The organism is Pseudomonas sp. AC255 (assembly GCF_979258175.1).
In genome coordinates, this window is sequence record NZ_OZ409841.1 from 4394068 (window position 1) to 4415105 (window position 21038).

The 21038-nt window shown below is 59.2% G+C and carries 17 protein-coding genes, 3 tRNA genes and 2 pseudogenes; 2 read left to right on the forward strand and 20 right to left on the reverse strand.

Annotation, left to right across the window (positions count from 1 at the left end; all coding sequences use genetic code 11):
• Positions 1–159 precede the first annotated feature (159 nt).
• Positions 160–431: pseudogene (locus tag ACZZ0K_RS19960) on the forward strand (TatD family hydrolase); the annotation flags it as partial.
• A 122-nt stretch (positions 432–553) separates the two neighbouring features.
• On the opposite strand, the gene ACZZ0K_RS19965 reads toward ACZZ0K_RS19960, so the two are convergent.
• The 5 genes and pseudogenes from ACZZ0K_RS19965 to ACZZ0K_RS19985 all read right to left on the reverse strand — a co-directional run bounded on the left by ACZZ0K_RS19965 (position 554) and on the right by ACZZ0K_RS19985 (position 6465).
• Positions 554–1483: a methyl-accepting chemotaxis protein gene (locus ACZZ0K_RS19965; RefSeq protein WP_371915159.1), complete on the reverse strand. Its 930-nt coding sequence runs from the start codon at positions 1481–1483 to the stop codon at positions 554–556.
• Positions 1460–2551, reverse strand: a pseudogene (locus ACZZ0K_RS19970) (methyl-accepting chemotaxis protein); the annotation flags it as partial. The gene ACZZ0K_RS19965 and the pseudogene ACZZ0K_RS19970, both read right to left, overlap by 24 nt.
• A 275-nt stretch (positions 2552–2826) precedes the next feature.
• A complete protein-coding gene (gene ampE, locus ACZZ0K_RS19975; RefSeq protein ID WP_041477938.1) occupies positions 2827–3666 on the reverse strand; it encodes a regulatory signaling modulator protein AmpE in 840 nt (279 codons plus the stop codon).
• Positions 3663–4223 carry a 1,6-anhydro-N-acetylmuramyl-L-alanine amidase AmpD gene (gene ampD, locus ACZZ0K_RS19980; RefSeq protein WP_122747368.1) on the reverse strand — a complete coding sequence of 187 codons (561 nt, stop codon included), beginning with the start codon at positions 4221–4223 and terminating at the stop codon, positions 3663–3665. The genes ampE and ampD overlap by 4 nt, the downstream gene beginning before the upstream one ends.
• Before the next feature lie 64 nt (positions 4224–4287).
• Positions 4288–6465: a DUF1631 domain-containing protein gene (locus ACZZ0K_RS19985; protein WP_258707589.1), complete on the reverse strand. Its 2178-nt coding sequence runs from the start codon at positions 6463–6465 to the stop codon at positions 4288–4290.
• Between the two features lie 266 nt (positions 6466–6731).
• Between ACZZ0K_RS19985 and nadC the strand changes: the two genes are divergently transcribed.
• Positions 6732–7580, forward strand: a complete 849-nt coding sequence (nadC, locus tag ACZZ0K_RS19990) for a carboxylating nicotinate-nucleotide diphosphorylase (RefSeq protein ID WP_056782879.1) — start codon at positions 6732–6734, stop codon at positions 7578–7580.
• A gap of 80 nt (positions 7581–7660) precedes the next feature.
• Here nadC and ACZZ0K_RS19995 read toward each other — a convergent pair whose 3' ends face one another.
• The 15 genes from ACZZ0K_RS19995 to folP form a co-directional block, all read right to left on the reverse strand.
• Positions 7661–7960, reverse strand: coding sequence for a DUF6388 family protein (locus tag ACZZ0K_RS19995; protein WP_076565788.1), 300 nt, complete (start codon positions 7958–7960; stop codon positions 7661–7663).
• Between the two features lie 232 nt (positions 7961–8192).
• Positions 8193–8265: transfer RNA gene (locus tag ACZZ0K_RS20000), tRNA-Thr, on the reverse strand.
• Between the two features lie 188 nt (positions 8266–8453).
• Positions 8454–10559 (reverse strand): polyribonucleotide nucleotidyltransferase, encoded by a 2106-nt coding sequence (gene pnp / locus ACZZ0K_RS20005; protein ID WP_024011572.1) that lies wholly within the window; start codon positions 10557–10559, stop codon positions 8454–8456.
• A 204-nt stretch (positions 10560–10763) separates the two neighbouring features.
• Positions 10764–11033: a 30S ribosomal protein S15 gene (gene rpsO, locus ACZZ0K_RS20010; protein ID WP_016771751.1), complete on the reverse strand. Its 270-nt coding sequence runs from the start codon at positions 11031–11033 to the stop codon at positions 10764–10766.
• Positions 11034–11176: 143 nt separating this feature from the next.
• Positions 11177–12094: a tRNA pseudouridine(55) synthase TruB gene (truB, locus tag ACZZ0K_RS20015; RefSeq protein ID WP_024011571.1), complete on the reverse strand. Its 918-nt coding sequence runs from the start codon at positions 12092–12094 to the stop codon at positions 11177–11179.
• 4 nt (positions 12095–12098) lie between these two features.
• On the reverse strand, positions 12099–12500 hold the full coding sequence (gene rbfA, locus ACZZ0K_RS20020) for a 30S ribosome-binding factor RbfA (protein ID WP_258707588.1): 402 nt from the start codon (positions 12498–12500) through the stop codon (positions 12099–12101).
• Positions 12501–12659: 159 nt separating this feature from the next.
• The gene (infB, locus tag ACZZ0K_RS20025) at positions 12660–15185 is read right to left on the reverse strand and encodes a translation initiation factor IF-2 (protein WP_041477933.1); all 2526 of its coding nucleotides are present in this window, start codon (positions 15183–15185) and stop codon (positions 12660–12662) included.
• 27 nt (positions 15186–15212) lie between these two features.
• Complete coding sequence (gene nusA, locus ACZZ0K_RS20030; protein ID WP_024011569.1) at positions 15213–16694, reverse strand: transcription termination factor NusA; 1482 nt, start codon at positions 16692–16694, stop codon at positions 15213–15215.
• A 47-nt stretch (positions 16695–16741) separates the two neighbouring features.
• The gene (gene rimP / locus ACZZ0K_RS20035; RefSeq protein ID WP_007973115.1) at positions 16742–17200 is read right to left on the reverse strand and encodes a ribosome maturation factor RimP; all 459 of its coding nucleotides are present in this window, start codon (positions 17198–17200) and stop codon (positions 16742–16744) included.
• A 139-nt stretch (positions 17201–17339) separates the two neighbouring features.
• Positions 17340–17416: transfer RNA gene (locus ACZZ0K_RS20040), tRNA-Met, on the reverse strand.
• Positions 17417–17513: 97 nt separating this feature from the next.
• A tRNA-Leu gene (locus ACZZ0K_RS20045) sits at positions 17514–17599 on the reverse strand.
• A 22-nt stretch (positions 17600–17621) separates the two neighbouring features.
• Positions 17622–18005 carry a preprotein translocase subunit SecG gene (gene secG / locus ACZZ0K_RS20050; protein ID WP_016771756.1) on the reverse strand — a complete coding sequence of 128 codons (384 nt, stop codon included), beginning with the start codon at positions 18003–18005 and terminating at the stop codon, positions 17622–17624.
• A gap of 4 nt (positions 18006–18009) precedes the next feature.
• Entirely contained in the window at positions 18010–18765 is a 756-nt protein-coding gene (tpiA, locus tag ACZZ0K_RS20055; RefSeq protein ID WP_041477932.1) for a triose-phosphate isomerase, read from the reverse strand.
• Positions 18766–18830: 65 nt separating this feature from the next.
• Positions 18831–20168: a phosphoglucosamine mutase gene (gene glmM, locus ACZZ0K_RS20060; RefSeq protein WP_041477931.1), complete on the reverse strand. Its 1338-nt coding sequence runs from the start codon at positions 20166–20168 to the stop codon at positions 18831–18833.
• 16 nt (positions 20169–20184) lie between these two features.
• Positions 20185–21036 carry a dihydropteroate synthase gene (gene folP, locus ACZZ0K_RS20065; protein ID WP_150743386.1) on the reverse strand — a complete coding sequence of 284 codons (852 nt, stop codon included), beginning with the start codon at positions 21034–21036 and terminating at the stop codon, positions 20185–20187.
• Positions 21037–21038: the final 2 nt, after the last annotated feature.

Genomic DNA, 21038 nt, shown 5'->3' on the forward strand with positions numbered 1-21038 from the left:
TAGGTCGGGTCGTTCAGGCCAATTTAGTAAATCCGATTGACCCAACTCGTCCTACTGTAAAACCTGACAGTCCCGACGAGCGGCTTCACTCAGCCGTGCCGAAATCAAGAATCTACGAAGATGCTTGCGCTGAACGCGAAAACGGAAAACTGCGATGGGTTTCTAGATAGCGAGCGAGGAGGCAGGGTAATACATCAAGCGGGACTCAAACTGGGTCTCGGCTGTGCAACGACCTGCCGGAACTGCCGCTGCAATCCGTGGTGCTGGAAACCGACTCACCGGACATGGCCCCCGCCATGTTCCCCGGCCAGCGCAACAGCCCGGCGCATCTGCCGGCGATTTGTGCGGCGTTGGCCGAGTTGATGAATATCACGCCTGAACAACTGGCCAACGCCAGCACCGCCAACTGCTGCGAAGTCTTCGGCTGGTAACACGTACCCGGGTAGGAGCTGACGAGTGCAACGAGGCTGCGATCTTTTGATCTTCAGAGGCAAAGTCAAAAGATCGCAGCCTCGTTGCACTCGTCAGCTCCTACAGAGGGATGATGTGGGATTCAGACGCGAAACGCGCTGATCAGTTGTTTGAGTTCAACCACCTGCGCCGACAGCGCGCGGCTGGCATCTTCGGTCTGGTGCGCGCCTTGCGCCGTGCGTTCGCCGGCACGGTTGATCTCGACGATATTCTGGTCGATGTCGTGGGCCACGGCGGTCTGCTGTTCGACGGCGGCGGCGATCTGCTGGTTCTGATCGACGATCATGCCCACCGCGCCAAGGATGTTTTCCAGCGCCTGCTGGACCTTCTCCGACTGGCCCACCGTGCCGTTGGCCATCTGATGGCTGACGCCCATGGCCTTCACCGCCGCGCCGACGCCGCCATGCAGTTTGGCGATCATCTGCTCGATTTCTTCGGTCGATTGTTGGGTGCGTTTGGCCAAGGTGCGTACTTCGTCGGCGACCACGGCAAAACCGCGCCCCTGCTCGCCGGCTCGCGCGGCTTCGATCGCCGCATTGAGCGCCAGCAGGTTGGTCTGTTCGGCGATGCTCTTGATCACCTCAAGCACACGGCTGATCGACTGGCTGTCGCTGGCCAGTTGATTGATCACCAGCACCGACTGATCGATTTCGCTGGCCAGCGCGGCAATGCTGCCCTGCTGCGATTCCACCAGCCCGCGTCCGCTGAGGGTTTCGTCGTTGACGCTGTGGGCGCTGCTCACCGCAGCGGCGGCACTGCGAGCGACTTCCATTGAGGTCGCCGACATCTGGTTCATCGCCGTCGCCACTTGTTCAATCTGCGAGCGCTGCCCGGCCACGGCCTGATTGCTCTGCGCCGACACGCTCTCCACCTGCCCGGCCTGGCGCTCGACCTCACCCACGGTGTGGCCCACGCGTTCGATCAAGTCGTGAATCTTCTTCACCGTACCGTTGAACACCTCGCCCAACTCGCCCAGTTCATCACGGCTGCTGGCCTTGAAGTTGACGGTCATGTCACCGGCCGCGACCTTGTCCATCATCGCGCCCAGGCTTTTCAGGGTGGTCCGGGTCGAGGCGTAGAAACCGCCATAAAGATAGAAAATCAGCACAAACACCACCGACAGCGCAGAGGCTTGCAGAATCATGTGCGTGCGGTTCTGCGCCAGACGCTGCTGCAACTGGCTGTCGAGAAATTTCAGCGTGGCCTGATTGAGCTGGTAGGTGTGTTCCATCAGCCCGGTGACCTGATCGTAAAATGCCTGCCACGGCGCATCGAGGGTGTCGGCCATCACCACTTGTTCTTCGAACAGCTCGCTGGCCTGCTTCAGCGAGGCCTTGCTGTTCTCAGCCTGCGCGCTAAGGGATTCACGCGCGGCACTGCTGGAACCGAGGGCGTCCTGCAGTTTCAGGGCGTACTCGGCCTGGAGCTTTTCGATCTGCACCAACAACTCGTCAAAACGCGTGCTCGAGGAACTGTTGAGAAAGCCCTGGCCCAACGAATACGAACCCATCGCCCGGCCTTCGCCGAGGGTTTGCGTGACGCTGGGGGTGATCAGCGTAACCAGTTCGCTGAGCTGACGAATGTCGCTCTGGTTGTCGCGGCTCAACCCGGCCTGACTGGTGATGATCTGGCTGAAAATCTGCGCACTGGCCAGCAACTTGCCGATCAACGCGCTTTTGCTTTGCAGCGAGCTCTCCGCTTGCTGGGCCTTGAACGCGGCGATCATTTCATCGCGCTTGGCCTCGAATTGCTTGATCTGCTCGGGGTCTTCGGTCATCGCCGTCAGCCCTTCGAGGCGCGCGAGCAAAGCCTGCTCCAGCGTCTGGATCTGCGCTTCGACATTGCCGGCCTTGCCGGACTGGCCGAGGGTGACGTCGATCTGCACCAGATTGTTCAGGGTCTCCAGATCCCGGCGCAGGTTCAGGCTGCTGCCCAGCAGGTCGAGGCTTTGCAGTTCGACGCGTGTGCCCTGAAATTCGCGATAGGAATCGCGTACCAGATAGAAATTGGTCACCAGCATCGGCACCAGGAACAGCACGCTGATCAGGCTGAACTTCATGCCGAAGCTCAGACGGTTCATCAGCGAGACGGCGGGATAGAGCAAGCTCTTCACTGGAAGTCTCCCTTGGTTTTTCTTGTTTTTATTGGCAGGCGCGGGACGAGAGCAGATAGCCACTATCGGGCGCTATCTCTGTATAGCGTAAATCGGCGGGAGGTTTTGTAACTTAAGGTTAATGGCAATGCAGTGATCGCCAAATCAAAAGCAAAAAGATCGCAGCCTTCGGCAGCTCCTACAGGGAAATGCGTTCCAAGGTAGGAGCTGCCGAAGGCTGCGATCTTTTGATCTTGCTGTAATCAGTGAACCAGAACCGTCCACAAGGCAAACCCGGCATACCACAGCACCGCCGCACGCAGCAGCAGTTCCCACAGGCAATCGAGGGTGTTGATGCCGTCCGGGCCGACCACTGGCGGTGGAACTTCCCCGGCTGCCAGGCCGACCTTGTTGATCAACTGCGCAGCGCTGATGTTCCAGTTGAGCAGCTCATGCAGCATCACTCGGCTGACCGCAACGAAGTTGCCGACCAACGCAAGACTTGCCGCCAGCAAACGCACCGGCACCCAATCGAAAGCGTGACGCAATTGCGCAGCACGCTCGACCAGCGCCGGATTGCAGCCGTGCTCTTCGGCCAGCGCCAGCAAACGATAGGCCAATGCCGCCACGGGGCCGAGAAGGAAGTACCAGAAGATCACCGCGAAGAAACTCTGATAGGCCTGCCACAGCAGATGCCCTTGCACCCGCTCGAGCAACTGCTCGCCGTTGTCGGCGCAGATATCCAGGTCGCGCTTGGCGACGTGCGCCGCCGCTTGCAGATCCTCACGGCGCCAGGCATCGCGGAACGGGCCGAGGCCGCCGAGCAGATCGCCGCGTCCGAGGCTGTAGATCACCACCAGCAAATGCACCGGCAGCGCCAGCAAACCGTAAGCCACAGGTTCCAGCACCAGCAGCAACAGCGCCAGCAACGCCACCGGGAACAGCACCAGAATCGTCAGCACCAGCCACGGTTGCCTGGCCAGCCGTTTGCTGTTTTCGAGTTTGTGCAGTTCGCGGATCCATCCGCCGTCGCGTTGAAGCCGATGGCGCAGGGCCGAAAACTTCTCGATCCACAGCGCCAGCAGTAACACCAGAAAACTCATTGTCCTTCCTCTTTTGCCAGGGCGGCGCGGTAGCGTGCCCAGTCGAATGCCGGTCCCGGATCGGTCTTGCGCCCCGGCGCGATATCGCTGTGGCCGCAGATGCGCTGATCGGTGATCGCTGGAAAGCGTTTCTGCAACTGCCGGGTCAGCGCAGTCAACGCGCGATATTGCTCGTCGGTGAACGGCAGATCATCGGTGCCTTCCAGCTCGATGCCCACGGAAAAATCGTTACAGGTTTCACGACCCTCGAACATCGAAACGCCGGCATGCCACGCCCGTTCCAGACAGGAGACAAACTGGGTGACCTTGCCGTCACGTTCGATCAGAAAATGCGCCGAGACACGCAGGTCAGCGATGCCTGCAAAGTACGGGTGTTCAGTGACATCCAGACGATTCTGGAAAAATTCCTGCACCTTGCCCGTGGCGAATTGCGCCGGCGGCAGGCTGATGTTGTGGATGACCAACAGGGACACTTCGCCCGCCGGGCGCTCATTGAAGTTGGGCGACGGGCAGATCTGCACGCCATGACACCACCCGCTCGCGGGATCCAACTGCATACCGATTCCTTTAACGCCGACCATGTGGGCGCCCAGTATGCCGCGATCCGCCCCCACCGTGCGATCACTTGCCGCGATTGAGTCGCCGCAGGTCGCCCAACACCGATTCCAGTGCGCGGTCGAACAGCAAGGTGTCATCCAGTGCGCGCGCGACCCCACGGCTGAAAGCCAAGGCGAGGTCGGTGCGGCTGTGTTCCAGCACTTTCGTCCCGGTGCGGTCGACGAAGACATATTTGCCGGTCTCTTCGATGATCGCGGCGAGTTTGCAACGCAAGGTCTGTTCGTCGTCTGCGTCGAACACCACCCAGTGGCCCACACGCAACTGCTCGACCTGAGACAGACCGGCAGCGTCTTGCGCCAGGCGCGGCGCCGGGGTGGCTGCCGTCTGGCCGGCACTGTGCTGCAAGAGCTCGGGAGTAACTTCGATCAACGGCATGACGCTGTGATCGGCATCGTCGGAACGCTCCAGCACGCGCACGTGCAGAGCCTCCAGCTCACCGAAAAATTCACTGGTGGCAAAGGGGTCGAACGCGGTGCTGCTCAGGCCATCGCGCAGCGACTTGAGCAAACCCGGCACCAGTGCCAGCAGGCGCAGGCTGGATTCGCCGTCGTCATGGCGCTGCACGCTCCAGACCAACTGTTCCATGGTCTGCACATCGGCATGCCATTCGGCGGACTGATCGCCGTGCTTGAGGCAGGTCAGCAACAACACTTTGCTCCAGGCCTGCTGGACGAAACTCACCACCGTCGCCGGCAGCACTTTGCCCAGTAGCGCCTGTTGCAACGCCTGCGCGACACGCCGCTGAGCCAGCTCGGCCTTCGCCCGGCCTTCCTCGGCGTCCCGCAAGCGTTGTTCCAGCAGTTCGGTGCGGCGGCGCTCTTCCTGAGTGAAGGCGAGGAAGTCGGCGAGCAGTTCGGAGAAGATCGCCGGGTCGTCGACAAACTCGCTGAGCAAGCGCTGTACCACTTGCTCGATGCGCACATAGAGGTTGTCGCGCTCAGCGCCGTCGCAATCGCTCCAGCCCATTGCGGCCTCGGCGATTTCGTTGAGCAGGCGCCGCGCCGGGTGCGTGCTGCGGCTGAAGAAACTCTTGTCCAGCACCGCAACCTTGAGCATCGGAATCTGCAATCGACCGATCAGCGCCTTGAGCGCATCGGGCACATTGCGATCGTCGAGGATGCAGTCGAAAACCATGGCGATCAGGTTGATCACATCTTCGTCGGCAGTCGCGACAACGCGTGAGCGGCCACTTCGGACGCTGACTCGGGTCAGCAACTGTTCGAGCTGATGACGCAGATCGAAATCTTCCTGAGCCTCCAGCGCCGGTACGTATTGCTGCAAGTGCGACAACAACCGCAGCAGGTCGCGGGTGTTGATCGGATGCGCCGGGGCGCCGGGCTCCAGGGTCGGTGTGACGCGGCCGCGGACCTGGGCGAGCAATTGCTGCATCGCGGCGAACACTTCCTCGATGCCTTCGTCCGCTGGCGGCTCGTCGAGATCTTCAATCAATGTGTCGCTGTCCGCAGGCTCGACCATGCGACGAGCCACTGCGGGTTTCAGATGTGGCAACACGCCGGTGGCGAGCAACAACTGATTGGCCTCGCCATACAACTGTTCGGTGTCAGCCAGCACATAGCGTTCGAACAGCTTGAGCAGGATCAGCTTGACCTTGATCTCGACGCCGAGGTTACGCCCGGCCTGCAGGAAATATTCGCAGAGCATGGCCGGACTCAGCGGGTTGTGCTGATCGTCCAGACGCTTGCCGAGCATCGAGCTGAAGCGTGCGGTCAGTTGGTCGAGAGCGAAGCCGTCGCGCTTGAGCACACGGCTGACCATGGTCTGCACGGCCACGGTGCGCTCCATGGCATCGGTGCGCGGCGCCGACTCTTCGACCACCGGCGTGCGTGGCAGGGTGTTGGCGGCGGGGTCGTATTGGGTAAGGCCGGCGAAGGCTTCGAAAAACAGCTCGAGAAAGCCACGCTCGATGTTCTTGCGTTTGAGGCGCAGGTCGCGCATGGCTTCGAAAAAGATGTTCTGATCGACGTCGTTGCGCGCCCGGTCGGCCATTTCGAACAGCGTGTCGTCGGCGTTATCGAACAGCTCCTGCAAATCGTGGCGCAGCTGCTGCGCAGCCTTGTCGCGAACCTGCAGCAGAATCACCGGCAAGCGGGCAAGCGGCGAGTGGTCCGCCAGATCGGCAGTCGCCCGGTGCAAAGGCACCACTTTCCCGTCGTTGCGCATCCAAGCCTCCTGGAACGGTGATTCGGTTCGTCGCTTTGACACTGCCCAACTGGACTCGTTCGTCAAAGCCATGACGTCAAATACAAGGCGGATTATCTGGCAAAACAGGCCAGCGATGCTATAGGCCTCAGGGTTTCCCCTATACGCCATACACCTCGCACTCAGCGCAGGAAAATCGACCAGATGCGTCAGGCACGAACGTTCTCGCCTTGGGTTGGCTCGCGCCCTGCCCCTATAATCGAACCACTTTGTTTGTGGAGTCCGTTATGCCGAATCTACGTCTCGCCGATCTGACCGCCGAAATCGAAAACAACGTGCGCCGTGCGTTGCTCGAAGACGTCGGCAGCGGCGACATCACCGCGCAACTGATCCCGGCCGAACGCCTGGCCAAAGCCACCATCATCACCCGTGACGACGCCGTCATCTGCGGCACCGCGTGGGTCGATGCGGTGTTTCGCCAGCTCGATCCGCGCGTGGCGGTGCATTGGCAAGTGGTCGACGGCCAGCGGGTCAAAGCCAATCAGCCGCTGTTTCACCTGGAAGGCCCGGCGCGCTCACTGCTGACCGGTGAACGCAGCGCGTTGAACTTCCTGCAGTTGCTGTCCGGCGTAGCGACGCGCGCGCAGTACCTGGCGGACTTCGTCGGCGAGACGCAGGTCAAGTTGCTCGACACGCGCAAAACCCTGCCCGGCCTGCGGATGGCGCAGAAATATGCGGTGACCTGCGGCGGCTGCCACAACCATCGCATCGGTCTCTACGATGCCTTCCTGATCAAGGAAAACCACATCGCCGCCAGTGGTGGCATCGCCGAAGCCGTGGCCGCCGCACACAAGATCGCCCCGGGCAAACCGGTGGAGATTGAAGTGGAAAGTCTTGAGGAGTTGCAGCAAGCGCTGGAAGCCGGCGCCGACATCATCATGCTCGACGAACTGAGCCTGGACGACATGCGCGAAGCGGTACGCCTGACCGCCGGCAAGGCGAAACTGGAAGCCAGCGGCGGCATCAACGAAAGCACGCTGCTGCCGATCGCCGAAACGGGCGTGGATTACATTTCGATCGGTGCGATGACCAAGGATGTCAAAGCGGTGGATCTGTCGATGCGACTAAGCCTCTAAACGCAGCGGCAAGCGGCAAGCTGCAAGGCAAGCGACTCTGCTTTGACTTGCAGCTTGTAGCTAGAAGCTCGCAGCTGCTCTTATACGACGAGATTGTTCATCTCGCAGTACTCTTCCCACTCGACACCCAATACTTCCGCCGCTTCCTTGTGCAGCACGAGGCGCTGCGCCTCGAACTCCTCTGGCGTGCTCGTGTACTTGAGGGTCAGCTCCCACGGCTGCAAGCCCTGCGCTTCGGCTTCGTCTTCGAAGGCCCACTGGATCTGGTCTTTTTGATCATCGGGACTCAGGTCCTTGATCTCATCCTTCAGGTCCGGCACATCCAGAAGGTATTTTTCCAGCGCTTGTTCGTGGCGTTGCTCTTGGGTCAATTCAGTCATGGGGTTCTCGCTGATCTTAGGAATGGAGGATGGATCTGGATCATCAAGGATCTCTCTGACGCGGACTGGCCGGCCTTCGGAACCATTCGGGATCATCTGAAAACTGCTAAGCGATGCTCATGCAGGCACCGAATATAGGACGTTTGCATGACGAATTACACGGCTCTTTACATCTCTTGCACAAAAAGCTGACCTGCGGAACATGAATCGATGTGGCGCGCTGAGGAGTCGGTGCCCGAGACAGGAATCGAACCTGCGACCTTCGCGTTACGAGTGCGCTGCTCTACCGGCTGAGCTACACGGGCGGTGGGCTAAACCTAGCACCGGTCTCGAGCTGCGGCAAATTTGTGGGTTGTCTGATGGTTTTCTTTTGAGAACCACATTTGTGGCGAGGGGATAAATCCCCTCGCCACAATTTCTTTATTTCAGATAAAAAATGCCCCCGCCGTTTGCACGGCGGGGGCATCTTCATTGCGCTAAAGCGTTGGGGTGATTAAACGCCCGAAGCCTTGGCAGCTGCCACGTCTTTGATGGACAGCTTGATACGGCCGCGGTTGTCCACGTCCAATACCAGCACTTCCACTTCCTGGCCTTCTTTCAGGATGTCGGTCACTTTCTCAACGCGAGCGTCGCTCAGCATCGAGATGTGCACCAGACCGTCCTTGCCCGGCAGGATGTTGACGAATGCGCCGAAGTCGACGATGCGCTCAACCTTGCCGACGTAGATCTTGCCGATCTCGGCTTCTGCCGTGATGCTCAGAACGCGCTGACGAGCAGCTTCTGCGGCATCCTTGGTTTCGCCGAAGATCTTGATCGAACCGTCGTCTTCGATGTCGATCGAAGCCTTGGTTTCTTCGCAGATCGCACGGATGGTCGCGCCACCTTTACCGATAACGTCACGGATCTTGTCGGTGTCGATCTTCATCGCGATCATGGTCGGAGCGTTGGCCGACAGTTCGGTACGCGACTGGCCAATGATCTGGTTCATCTGACCGAGGATGTTCAGGCGCGCTTCAAGGGCCTGGCCCAGAGCGATTTCCATGATCTCTTCGGTGATGCCCTTGATCTTGATGTCCATCTGCAGCGCAGTAACGCCTTTGGCGGTACCGGCTACCTTGAAGTCCATGTCGCCCAGGTGATCTTCGTCGCCGAGGATGTCGGTCAGGACGGCGAACTTCTCGCCTTCTTTAACCAGACCCATGGCGATACCGGCTACCGGTGCCTTCATCGGTACACCAGCGTCCATCAGTGCCAGGGAAGCACCGCACACGGAAGCCATCGAGCTCGAACCGTTGGATTCGGTGATTTCCGATACCACGCGGATGGTGTACGGGAACACGTCAGCGGCTGGCAGCATGGCCGAAACCGAACGACGGGCCAGACGGCCGTGACCGATTTCGCGACGACCGGCGCCACCCATGCGACCACACTCGCCTACCGAGAACGGCGGGAAGTTGTAGTGCAGCATGAACGGGTCTTTCTTTTCGCCTTCCAGGGTGTCCAGCAGTTGCGCGTCACGGGCGGTGCCCAGTGTTGCAACAACCAGTGCCTGGGTCTCGCCACGGGTGAACAGAGCCGAACCGTGAGTCTTCGGCAGAACGCCGACTTCGATGTTCAGCGGACGTACAGTCTTGGTGTCGCGACCGTCGATACGTGGCTTGCCGTTAACGATGTTTTCGCGAACGGTGCGGTATTCGATTTCGCCGAAGGCTGCTTTGACTTCAGCAGCGCTTGGCTGGCCTTCCTCACCGGACAGCTTGGCGACCACTTGGTCCTTCAGCTCACCCAGGCGAGCGTAACGGTCGGCCTTGATGGTGATGGTGTAAGCCTGGGAAATCGCTTCGCCGAACTCGGCACGGATAGCGCCCAGCAGTTCGGTGGCTTCTGGCGCAGGAGCCCAGTTCCAGGTTGGCTTGGCGGCTTCGGCAGCCAGTTCTTTCACAGCGTTGATCACAACCTGGAATTCGTCGTGAGCGAACAGTACCGCGCCCAGCATCTGGTCTTCGGTCAGCTCTTTGGCTTCCGATTCAACCATCAGCACGGCGTCGGAAGTACCGGCAACGACCATGTCCAGGCTCGAAGCGGCCTGCTGCTCGTAAGTCGGGTTCAGCAGGTAGCCGGTGCTTTCGTGGAAAGCCACGCGAGCGGCGCCGATCGGGCCGTCGAATGGAATGCCGGAAATGGCCAGGGCAGCCGAGGTACCGATCATCGCAGCGATGTCCGGATCGGTCTTCTTGCTGGTGGAAACGACGGTGCAGACAACCTGCACTTCGTTCATGAAGCCTTCTGGGAACAGCGGACGGATCGGACGGTCGATCAGTCGGGAAGTCAGGGTTTCTTTCTCGGAAGGACGGCCTTCACGCTTGAAGAAACCGCCAGGGATCTTACCGGCAGCGTAAGTCTTTTCCTGGTAATGAACGGACAGAGGGAAGAAGCCCTTGCCCGGATCGGCTTGCTTTGCACCGACAACAGTCACCAACACGCTGACGTCGTCGTCAACGGTGACCAATACTGCGCCGGAGGCCTGACGGGCGATACGGCCTGTCTCGAGGGTAACGGTCGATTGACCGAACTGGAATTTTTTGATTACCGGGTTCACGGTGTCCTACCTTCTTTGTGGCTCTTGGGGGAAACGGTTTCTTGCGAATTCTTGGGCAATCTCGGGAATCGGCCCGATGGCAATTGTCCGGGTGCTACAGGTAAAGCCATGCTGCAGATAAAACTTGAGGCTGGGAGCCTGCAAGACGCCAGCGGAAAACCGCTGACGCCCGACAGACCACCAACCTCATAGCGCAATCGCTGATTAGCGACGCAGACCCAGGCGAGCGATCAGCGCGGCGTACCGGCTTACGTCCTTGCCTTTCAGGTAGTCCAGCAGCTTGCGACGCTGGTTAACCATGCGGATCAGACCACGACGGGAGTGGTGATCTTTACCGTTGGCCTTGAAGTGACCTTGCAGTTTGTTGATGTTGGCGGTCAGCAGTGCAACCTGCACTTCTGGCGAACCAGTGTCACCAACAGCTTGCTGGTAGTCAGCAACGATTTGAGCTTTTTCTTGAACGTCGAGAGCCATGAGGCAATCCTTCCTTATCAGGAAACTGTTTCAGGGAAACAGCTTCAACAGGCCAGGGACAAATCCCTGTATCTATAAATGAGTAGTGACCATGCCTGTTAACAGCCACACTCGCCGGCCCGCTTAACGCAGACCGGTTCCGGTCATTCTGACCGAATCAAGCGACGCGGCGCGATACGCCCGTCTTCGCTCACTTCACCGATACCGATGAAGCGACCATTGTGATCCTGTACTCGTACCATGCCGAACTTCGGTGCATCCGGGGCACGTACCGGCTGGCCGTTGAGCCAGTAGAACGCGCTCGCTTCCGAGAAGTGCAGCAACGGCCAATCCTGCAGGCCGCTGTCCGATGGCATCAGGAAGCGGTCGACCGCTTCATTGCCGCCTTCGGCATGTACCGCTTCCAGCTCTTCGAGGGTCACGGTCTGCGCCAAGGTGAAAGGCCCGGCCTGGGTCCGGCGCAATTCTGCAACGTACGCACCACAACCGAGTTGCTCACCGATATCCTCCACCAGGGTGCGAATATAGGTGCCCTTGCTGCAGTCCACCGCAAGCCGCGCAGTATCGCCTTCGAAGGCCAGCAATTCCAAGCGCGCAATAGTAACAGAACGCGGTTCGCGCTCCACTACTTCGCCTGCACGTGCCAGTTTGTACAGCGGCTGGCCATCACGCTTGAGTGCCGAGTACATCGGCGGTATCTGACTGATTTGCCCACGAAATTTCGGCAGAACCGCTTCGACATCGGCGCGACCAACGGTCACCGGACGCTCCTGCAAAACCTCGCCTTCGGCATCGGCCGTGGTGGTGGTCTTGCCCAGTTGCGCCAGAGTCTCGTAGCCCTTGTCGGAATCGAGCAGGTATTGCGAGAACTTGGTCGCCTCGCCGAAGCACAGCGGCAACACGCCGGTGGCCAACGGGTCGAGGCTGCCGGTGTGCCCGGCCTTTTCGGCATTGAGCAGCCAGCGCACCTTCTGCAATGCCGCGTTAGAGGTGAACCCCAACGGCTTGTCTAGCAGAATGATGCCGCTGACGTTACGACGGATACGTTTGACCTGAGCCACCGAATTACTCCTTGGTGTCTTCAGGTGCAGGAGCGGCAACGTGCTGATTGTCTTCAGCGACGGCGCGCTCGATCAGCGCCGACAGATGCGCGCCACGCACGACGGATTCGTCGTAGTGGAAGTGCAGTTGCGGCACGCTGCGCAGCTTCATTTCGCGGGCCAATTGCATGCGCAGGAAGCCTGCGGCGGCATTGAGCACCTTGATGCTTTGCGCGATGTCTTCAGCGTTGTCCTGACCCATCACGGTAATGAAAATCTTCGCGTGACCGACGTCACGGGACACTTCCACAGCGGTGATGGTGACCAGGCCGACGCGCGGGTCTTTGACTTCGCGAGGGATCAGCTGCGCCAGCTCGCGCTGCATCTGATCGCCGATACGTTGGGTACGGCTGTATTCTTTTGCCATGATTTGTTACCTGTTACTGCCCAGCGGTGAAACCCGCAAGGTCTGAAAGCGGCAAACGCCCGGCCTGACAAAAGCCAGACCGGGCGTTGCGTTTAGAGTCCGGACGCTGTGCCGTGCATTTGCATGCTACGGCCCATCGTGGCCCTTGAAGTGCGCGAGTCAGAGGCTGCGAGCAACCTGAACCTTCTCGAAGACTTCGATCTTGTCGCCGACTTTGACGTCGTTGTAGCTCTTCACGCCGATACCGCATTCCATGCCGGCACGTACTTCGGAAGCGTCATCCTTGAAGCGGCGCAGGGATTCCAGCTCGCCTTCGAAGATAACGATGTCTTCACGCAGTACACGGATCGGACGGTTACGGTGCACAACACCTTCGATCACCATGCAACCGGCGATCGCGCCAAACTTCGGCGAACGGAACACGTCACGCACTTCGGCGACACCCAGGATGTTCTCGCGAACATCGCTGCCGAGCATGCCGGTCAGGGCTTTCTTGACGTCTTCGATGATGTCGTAGATCACGTTGTAGTAACGCATATCCAGACCTTCCTGCTCGACGATCTTGCGAGCGCCGGCATCGGCACGCACGTTGAAGCCGAACAGTACAGCGTTGGAAGCCAGTGCCAGGTTGGCGTCGGATTCGGTGATACCACCGACACCGCCACCCACGACGCGCACTTGTACTTCGTCGTTGCCCAGGCCATTCAAGGCACCGTTCAACGCTTCCAGCGAACCACGGACGTCGGATTTGAGGACGATGTTGAGCGTCTTCTTCTCGGCCTGACCCATGTTTTCGAAGATGTTTTCCAGCTTGCCGGCGTGAGCGCGAGCCAGTTTGACTTCGCGGAACTTGCCTTGACGGAACAGAGCCACTTCACGGGCTTTCTTCTCGTCGGCAACCACGCTCATCTCGTCGCCAGCGTCCGGCGTACCGTCCAGGCCGAGGATCTCGACAGGGATGGATGGACCGGCTTCCTTGATTGGCTTGCCGTTCTCGTCGAGCATGGCACGTACACGGCCGTAGTTCGAACCGACCAGGACCATGTCGCCTTGACGCAGCGTACCGTCCTGAACGAGCACGGTTGCCACCGGGCCACGACCCTTGTCGAGACGCGATTCAACCACCACACCACGGCCAGGAGCCGACGGTGTAGCTTTCAGTTCGAGAACTTCGGCCTGCAGCAGAACGGCTTCAAGCAGCTCGTCCACGCCAGTACCCATCTTCGCCGAAACCGGTACGAATGGCGTGTCGCCACCCCAGTCTTCGGAAGTCACGCCGTGAACCGACAGCTCGCTGCGGATGCGATCGAGATCGGCGCCCGGCTTGTCGATCTTGTTCACTGCGACCACCAGCGGCACGCCAGCTGCCTGAGCATGCTGAACCGCTTCGATGGTTTGCGGCATCACGCCGTCGTCCGCTGCAACCACGAGGATCACGATGTCAGTCGCCTTGGCACCACGGGCACGCATTGCGGTAAACGCAGCGTGACCCGGGGTGTCGAGGAAAGTGACCATGCCGCGATCAGTCTCAACGTGGTATGCACCGATGTGCTGGGTGATACCGCCGGCTTCGCCAGCAGCTACCTTGGCACGACGGATGTAGTCGAGCAGGGAAGTCTTACCGTGGTCAACGTGGCCCATTACGGTCACGACTGGTGCACGGGAGAACGACTCACCTTCAAACTTCAGGGACTCGGCCAGGGAATCTTCCAGAGCGGTGTCGCTGACCAGGGTCACTTTGTGGCCCAGTTCTTCGGCTACCAGTTGAGCAGTTTCCTGATCAAGCACCTGGTTGATGGTCGCTGGGGTACCCAGTTTGAACATGAACTTGATGATTTCAGCCGCTTTGACCGACATCTGATTGGCCAGATCGCCAACCGTGATGGTCTCGCCGATCTGCACATCACGCACGACAGGGCCGGTCGGGCTCTGGAAACCGTGGGCGTTGCGTTTCTTCAGCTTGGCCTTGCCGCGACCACCACGACGGAAGCCATCGCTTTCTTCGTCGGTAGTGCGTGGCGCCACACGTGGTGCCGGCGCTTTTTCTTTGACCGATGCGCGATGCGGAGCGTTTTTGCGCTCGCCATCACCGCCACCGCTGCGACGATTGTTATCGTCGGCACGTGGCTTGTCCGGACGGCGCTGTTCGTTCTGCTTGTTGCGAACGTCAGCCGATGGAGCAGGAGCAGCAGCCACCGGTGCGCTTTCGCGAACAGGTTCGGCAGCAGCCGGTGCCGCAACGGCGTCGCTGGCAGCGGTTTGCGCAGCAGCAGGCTGGCGACGCGCTTCTTCTTCGGCGCGTTGCTTGGCTTCTTCTTCAGCCTTCTGACGGGCAGCATTTTCTACTGCGCGACGCTCATCCAGTTCACGCTTGCGCTCGGCTTCGATTTCTTCCGGGCTGCGCTGTACGAAAACTTTCTTCTTGCGAACTTCAACGCTGATGCTCTTGCTACCAGCCACACGCAGGGTGCTGGTGGTTTTACGCTGCAGCGTGATCTTGCGTGGTTCTTCCACTTTCGCCTTGTGACTGCTCTTCAAGTGAGTCAGCAGGGATTGCTTCTCACTGTCAGTCACATTTTCGTCGGCGGCGGTGTGCGGCAGACCTGCCTCACGCATCTGCTGCAACAGGCGCTCTACCGGTGTTTTGACCTCATCGGCCAGTTGTTTCACCGTGACTTGCGTCATGCACTTCTCTCCTCAGGCCGCGCCTAATTACTCGAACCAGTGGGCTCGGGCGGCCATGATCAACTTGCCGGCACGATCATCGTCAATGCCGTCGATGTCGAGCAGGTCGTCAATAGACTGCTCGGCCAGGTCTTCGCGGGTAATTACGCCGCGCACCGCCAGTTCCATCGCCAAATCCTTGTCCATACCCTCAAGCGAGAGCAGGTCTTCGGCCGGATGGGCGTCTGCCAGCTTTTCCTCAGTAGCGATGGCTTTGGTCAACAAGCGATCCTTGGCGCGAGCACGAAGCTCGTTGACGATGTCCTCGTCAAAGCCGTCGATGTTGAGCATTTCCTCCACCGGTACGTAGGCAATCTCTTCCAGGCTGGTGAAGCCTTCATCTACCAGCACCTGAGCCAGTTCTTCGTCGACTTCCAGCTCGTCGATGAAGTTGCGCAGGATGTCGCCGGTTTCTGCTTGCTGCTTAGCCTGGATGTCCGATTCGGTCATCACGTTCAGGGTCCAGCCAGTCAACTGGCTCGCCAGACGCACGTTCTGACCACCGCGACCGATGGCCTGAGCCAGATTGTCTGCGCCAACGGCGATGTCCATGGCATGGGCATCTTCGTCAACGATAATTGCCGCAACCTCGGCCGGGGACATGGCGTTGATCACGAACTGGGCCGGGTTGTCGTCCCACAGCACGATATCAACACGCTCACCGCCCAACTCACCCGATACCGCCTGGACGCGCGAACCGCGCATACCGATGCAGGCACCTTGCGGATCGATGCGCTTGTCCTTGGAACGGACGGCGATCTTGGCGCGCGAACCCGGATCACGGGAGGCGGCCATGACCTCGATGAGGCCTTCGGCGATTTCCGGCACTTCGATACGGAACAGCTCGATCAGCATTTCCGGCGCGGTACGCGACAGGATCAGCTGCGGGCCGCGGTTCTCGGTGCGGATTTCCTTGAGCAGCGCACGCAGACGCACGCCGACACGGAAGGTTTCGCGAGAAATGATGTCTTCGCGGGCCAGCAATGCTTCAGCATTGTTGCCCAGATCGACGATCACGTTGTCGCGGGTAACTTTTTTCACGGTGCCGGAGATGATTTCTCCCAGGCGCTCGCGATAGGCGTCAACCACTTGAGCGCGCTCGGCTTCGCGAACTTTCTGCACGATGACCTGCTTGGCAGTCTGTGCAGCGATGCGGCCGAACTCGATGGATTCGATTTTCTCTTCGACGACGTCACCGACCTTGGCACCAGGATGCGTTTCGGCAACCTTGCTTGGCCAGGTCTCGATGGCCGGATCGTCGAGATCATTCTCTTCGACGACCGTCCAGCGACGGAAGGTTTCGTAGGAACCGGTGTGGCGGTTGATCTCCACACGCAGGTCCACTTCGTCTTCAAAACGCTTTTTGGTAGCAGTGGCCAGAGCCAGCTCCAGCGCTTCAAAAATTACGCTTGCCGGTACACCCTTTTCATTGGATACCGACTCAACAACCAGCAGTACTTCTTTGCTCATCGTACGCCTCGCCTTTCGCAAGCCATTGGATCCGCGGGATCCGCGTCTCAGTCAAAACTGGGAATAATGTTGGCCTTGTCGATCATATCGATCGGCAACAGGAACTCGTGGTCTTCTACCTGCACCACGACGTCCTGCTCTTCTACACCGCGCAGAAGGCCCTGAAAGTTGCGTCGTCCTTCGAAAGGCGAGCGCAGCTTGATCTTCACTTGTTCACCGGCAAATTTGGCAAACTGCTCAAGAGTGAACAGCGGGCGCTCCATGCCAGGCGAGGAAACTTCAAGGGTGTATTCAACGGAGATCGGATCTTCAACATCCAGAACGCCGCTGATCTGACGGCTGACAATGGCGCAATCGTCCACCAGCACGCCACCCTCTTTATCGATATAAACGCGCAACATCGAGTGACGACCCTGAGCCGAAAACTCGATACCCCAGCATTCATAGCCCAGGGCCACGACCACCGGGGCCAGCAAGGCCTGCAACTCTTCTAGCTTGCTCGACACCTGAACCCCCTAGTGCATGATATGTGCATGCTTTGCAAAATAAAAAAATGGGCATAACGCCCATCCTTGAAACGCCGTCGAACAGCGGCGTTGAAAGTATCCAGCTAACAAAAAGCCCCTTAAAAGGGGCTCCTTAAACTGGTTGCGGGGGCCGGATTTGAACCGACGACCTTCGGGTTATGAGCCCGACGAGCTACCAGACTGCTCCACCCCGCGACAAAGCTGGGGCGGAAGTATACGACCGATCCCTTTTAGGGTCAATGTAACCTTCCACCTGCAAGAAAGCCCGCAACAGCGGGCTCTCCTGACTAATTGGTACCGAGAAGGGGACTCGAACCCCTACACCCTATGGGCACAACCACCTCAAGGTTGCGTGTCTACCAATTCCACCACCTCGGCAATACTACGCTTGAAACTCTTCTTACTTCTGCTCTTGAGCTGGAGGCACGTCAGTCGCTGGAGTAGCCGACTTTTGCTCTTGAAGCACCGGGACATCATCAGAAGCCGGTTGTTGCTTAGGCACTTCCAACACTGCTGGATCTGGAAGACCTGCTTGAGTCAGCTGATGAGCTTTCTCTTTAGCAAAGTAACCTAACCCCAAGCTGGTTATGAAGAAACCGGCGGCAAGTATAGCAGTAAACTTACTAAGAAAGGTAGAGGAACCTTGGCTTCCGAACACAGTATTTGAAGCACCTGCTCCGAAAGACGCGCCAGCGTCCGCACCCTTACCCTGCTGCAGCAAAACCAGAGCAACTACGCCCAATGCACCCAGCAGATGAAAAACGACTACGACTGTTTCCAGCATTTTTTCAGTTTCCCGCGGCGCGACAGATCGCACCGAACTCATCTGCATTCAGGGAAGCTCCACCAATGAGCCCCCCATCGATATCCGGCATGCCGAACAGTTCGACCGCATTGGCCGCCTTCACGCTGCCGCCGTATAGAAGCCGCACACCTCGTGCGACTTCAGAATTCTCTGCCGCCAACTGCTCGCGAATGGCCTTATGCACATCCTGAGCCTGTTGCGGCGTTGCAGTCAGCCCGGTACCAATGGCCCAGACCGGCTCGTATGCAATCACTGCCTTGGCAAAGGCACCGACACCCAGCTCCTCGATGATGCTGCCCAGCTGACGCCCGACAACTTCAAGAGTTTTTCCGGCTTCGCGCTGCTCGAGGGTTTCCCCTACACACAACACCGGAATCAAGCCACATGCCTGCGCCGCTGCGAACTTGCGATTCAGCATCCCGTCTCGCTCGCCGAGAATCTGGCGGCGTTCGGAGTGCCCGACAAGCACCAGGGAACAACCTGCATCCACCAGCTGGCTGGGAGCAATCTCACCAGTCAACGCACCTTGCATGGCTTCCACCGCAGAATTCTGCGCGCCGACCGAAATCGACTTGCCTTTCAAGCCATCAATCACTTGATTGATATACAAGCAAGGCGGGAACACCGCGACATCAACACCGCTAGGCAAGGCCAGATGACGAAGGCCGTTGATCAGCTCAGCGACGCTGGCGCGGGTACCGTGCATCTTCCAGTTACCAGCTACCATAGGGCGACGCATGCTGTACCTCGTCGGTCAAAGTGGGCGCAGATGTTACCCAACACAATCATGGCTTGCAAGCCGTATCAGGCAGAAACTTCGGTTACCAGTTTTGCCAGCTCTTCGGCATAGCCGCGAACCTGGTTTTCGTCCTCGCCTTCGACCATTACGCGCACCAGAGGCTCTGTGCCGGACTTGCGCAGAAGCACGCGACCGCGCCCCGCCATCGCCTGAGTTACACGGGCACTGGCTTCCTTGACAGCCGGATGCTCCAGCGGACTTTCACCGCCGCCAAAGCGAACGTTGATCAGCACCTGAGGGCACTTGCGCAACGCCTGCCGCGTTTGCGCCAAGCCTTCGTTGCGGGATTTCAGAGCCATCAACACTTGCAAGGCCGCGATGATCGCGTCGCCCGTGGTGGTGTGATTGAAGCAGACCACATGCCCGGAGTTTTCCCCACCAACGAGCCAGTTGCGCTCTTGCAGTTCGGCAATCACGTAGCGGTCACCGACATTGGCGCGAACGAACGGGATCGACAAATCCGCAAGGGCCAGTTCGAGACCAAGATTGCTCATCAACGTACCGACGACGCCACCCTGCAACTTGCCACGCTCATGCAAATCGCGGGCAATGATAAACAGCAGGTCGTCACCATCAACAATGGCGCCGGTGTGATCGACCATCAATACCCGATCGCCATCACCGTCGAAGGCGATACCCAGGTCCGCATGCTCAGCCAGAACGGCGGCCTGCAATGGCCCCATATGCGTGGAACCGCAGTTATCGTTGATGTTCAACCCATTCGGCTGGGCAGATAGCACGACAACTTCGGCACCCAGCTCACGGAAGACGCTCGGTGCAACCTTGTAAGTCGCACCATGCGCGCAGTCGATGACGATCTTCAGGCCGGCGAAATTGGAGCCAGTAGGAACGCTGCTTTTGCAGAACTCGATGTAGCGACCCGATGCATCATTGATTCGCGACACCTTGCCGATCTTGCTCGACTCGACGACGGTCATCGGCGTGTCGAGCAATTCTTCGATCATCAACTCCAACTCATCCGGCAGCTTGGTGCCTTTACCGGAGAAGAACTTGATGCCGTTGTCATCATGCGGGTTGTGCGATGCACTGATCACGATACCGGCTTCAGCCTGGAACGTACGCGAAAGATAGGCGATGGCAGGCGTCGGCATCGGGCCGAGCAGCATCACATCGGCGCCCGCCGAGGTCAGCCCGGCCTCGAGTGCCGATTCGAACATATAACCGGAGATCCGCGTGTCCTTGCCGACCAGCACCTTGCAGGCCCCCATCTTGCGGAAAGCCATACCAGCCGCCCAGCCGAGCTTGAGCATGAAGTCAGGCGTGATCGGGTATTCACCAACACGACCGCGAATGCCGTCGGTACCAAAATATTTCTTGCTCATAAGTGCTCCATCATTCTTATTCGGCTGATTCAACGGCCGCGATCATTCGCACAACATCGACGGTTTCCGCCACATCGTGGACGCGCAATATACGTGCGCCTTTAACTGACGCCAGCGCCGCCAGCGCCAGTCCGCCGTGCAGGCGCTCGCCCACGGGACGGTTCAACGCGTGGCCAATCATACTCTTGCGCGAAACACCTACCAGCAATGGCCGTCCCAGCGCATGCAGAGCCTCCATGTGTTTGAACAAGCTTAGATTGTGCTGCAGGGTCTTGGCGAAGCCGAAGCCGGGATCAAGAATGATCCGCTCGGCGGGAATACCCGCCTGCGCGCACTGTTCCATGCGCTCGGCGAGAAACTCAGCGACCTCGCGAGTAACATCCTGATACTGCGGATTATCCTGCATATCGCCCGGTTCGCCGAGCATGTGCATGAGGCAGACCGGCAATCCGGTAGCCGCCGCCGCATCCAGCGCGCCATCGCGACGCAACGAACGCACATCGTTGATCAGGCCGGCACCGAGCCGTGCGGTTTCGCGCATGACTGCCGGGGTGGAAGTATCGACCGAGATGATGACATCCAACTCGCGATTGATCAGCTCGACAATCGGCGCGACGCGCTCGAGCTCCTCCAGAGGAGAAACCGCTCGCGCGCCTGGCCGGGTCGATTCGCCGCCGACATCAATCAGCGTCGCGCCAGCCAGCACCATGGCTTCGGCATGGCGCAGCGCCGCATCGAGCTGGCTGTAGCGGCCGCCGTCGGAAAAGGAATCAGGAGTGACATTGAGAATGCCCATGACATGCGTCTGGGCCAAATCAAGAACCCGGTTGCCGCAAGGCAACCGGGTCAGGGACTGTACAGAAGTCATTT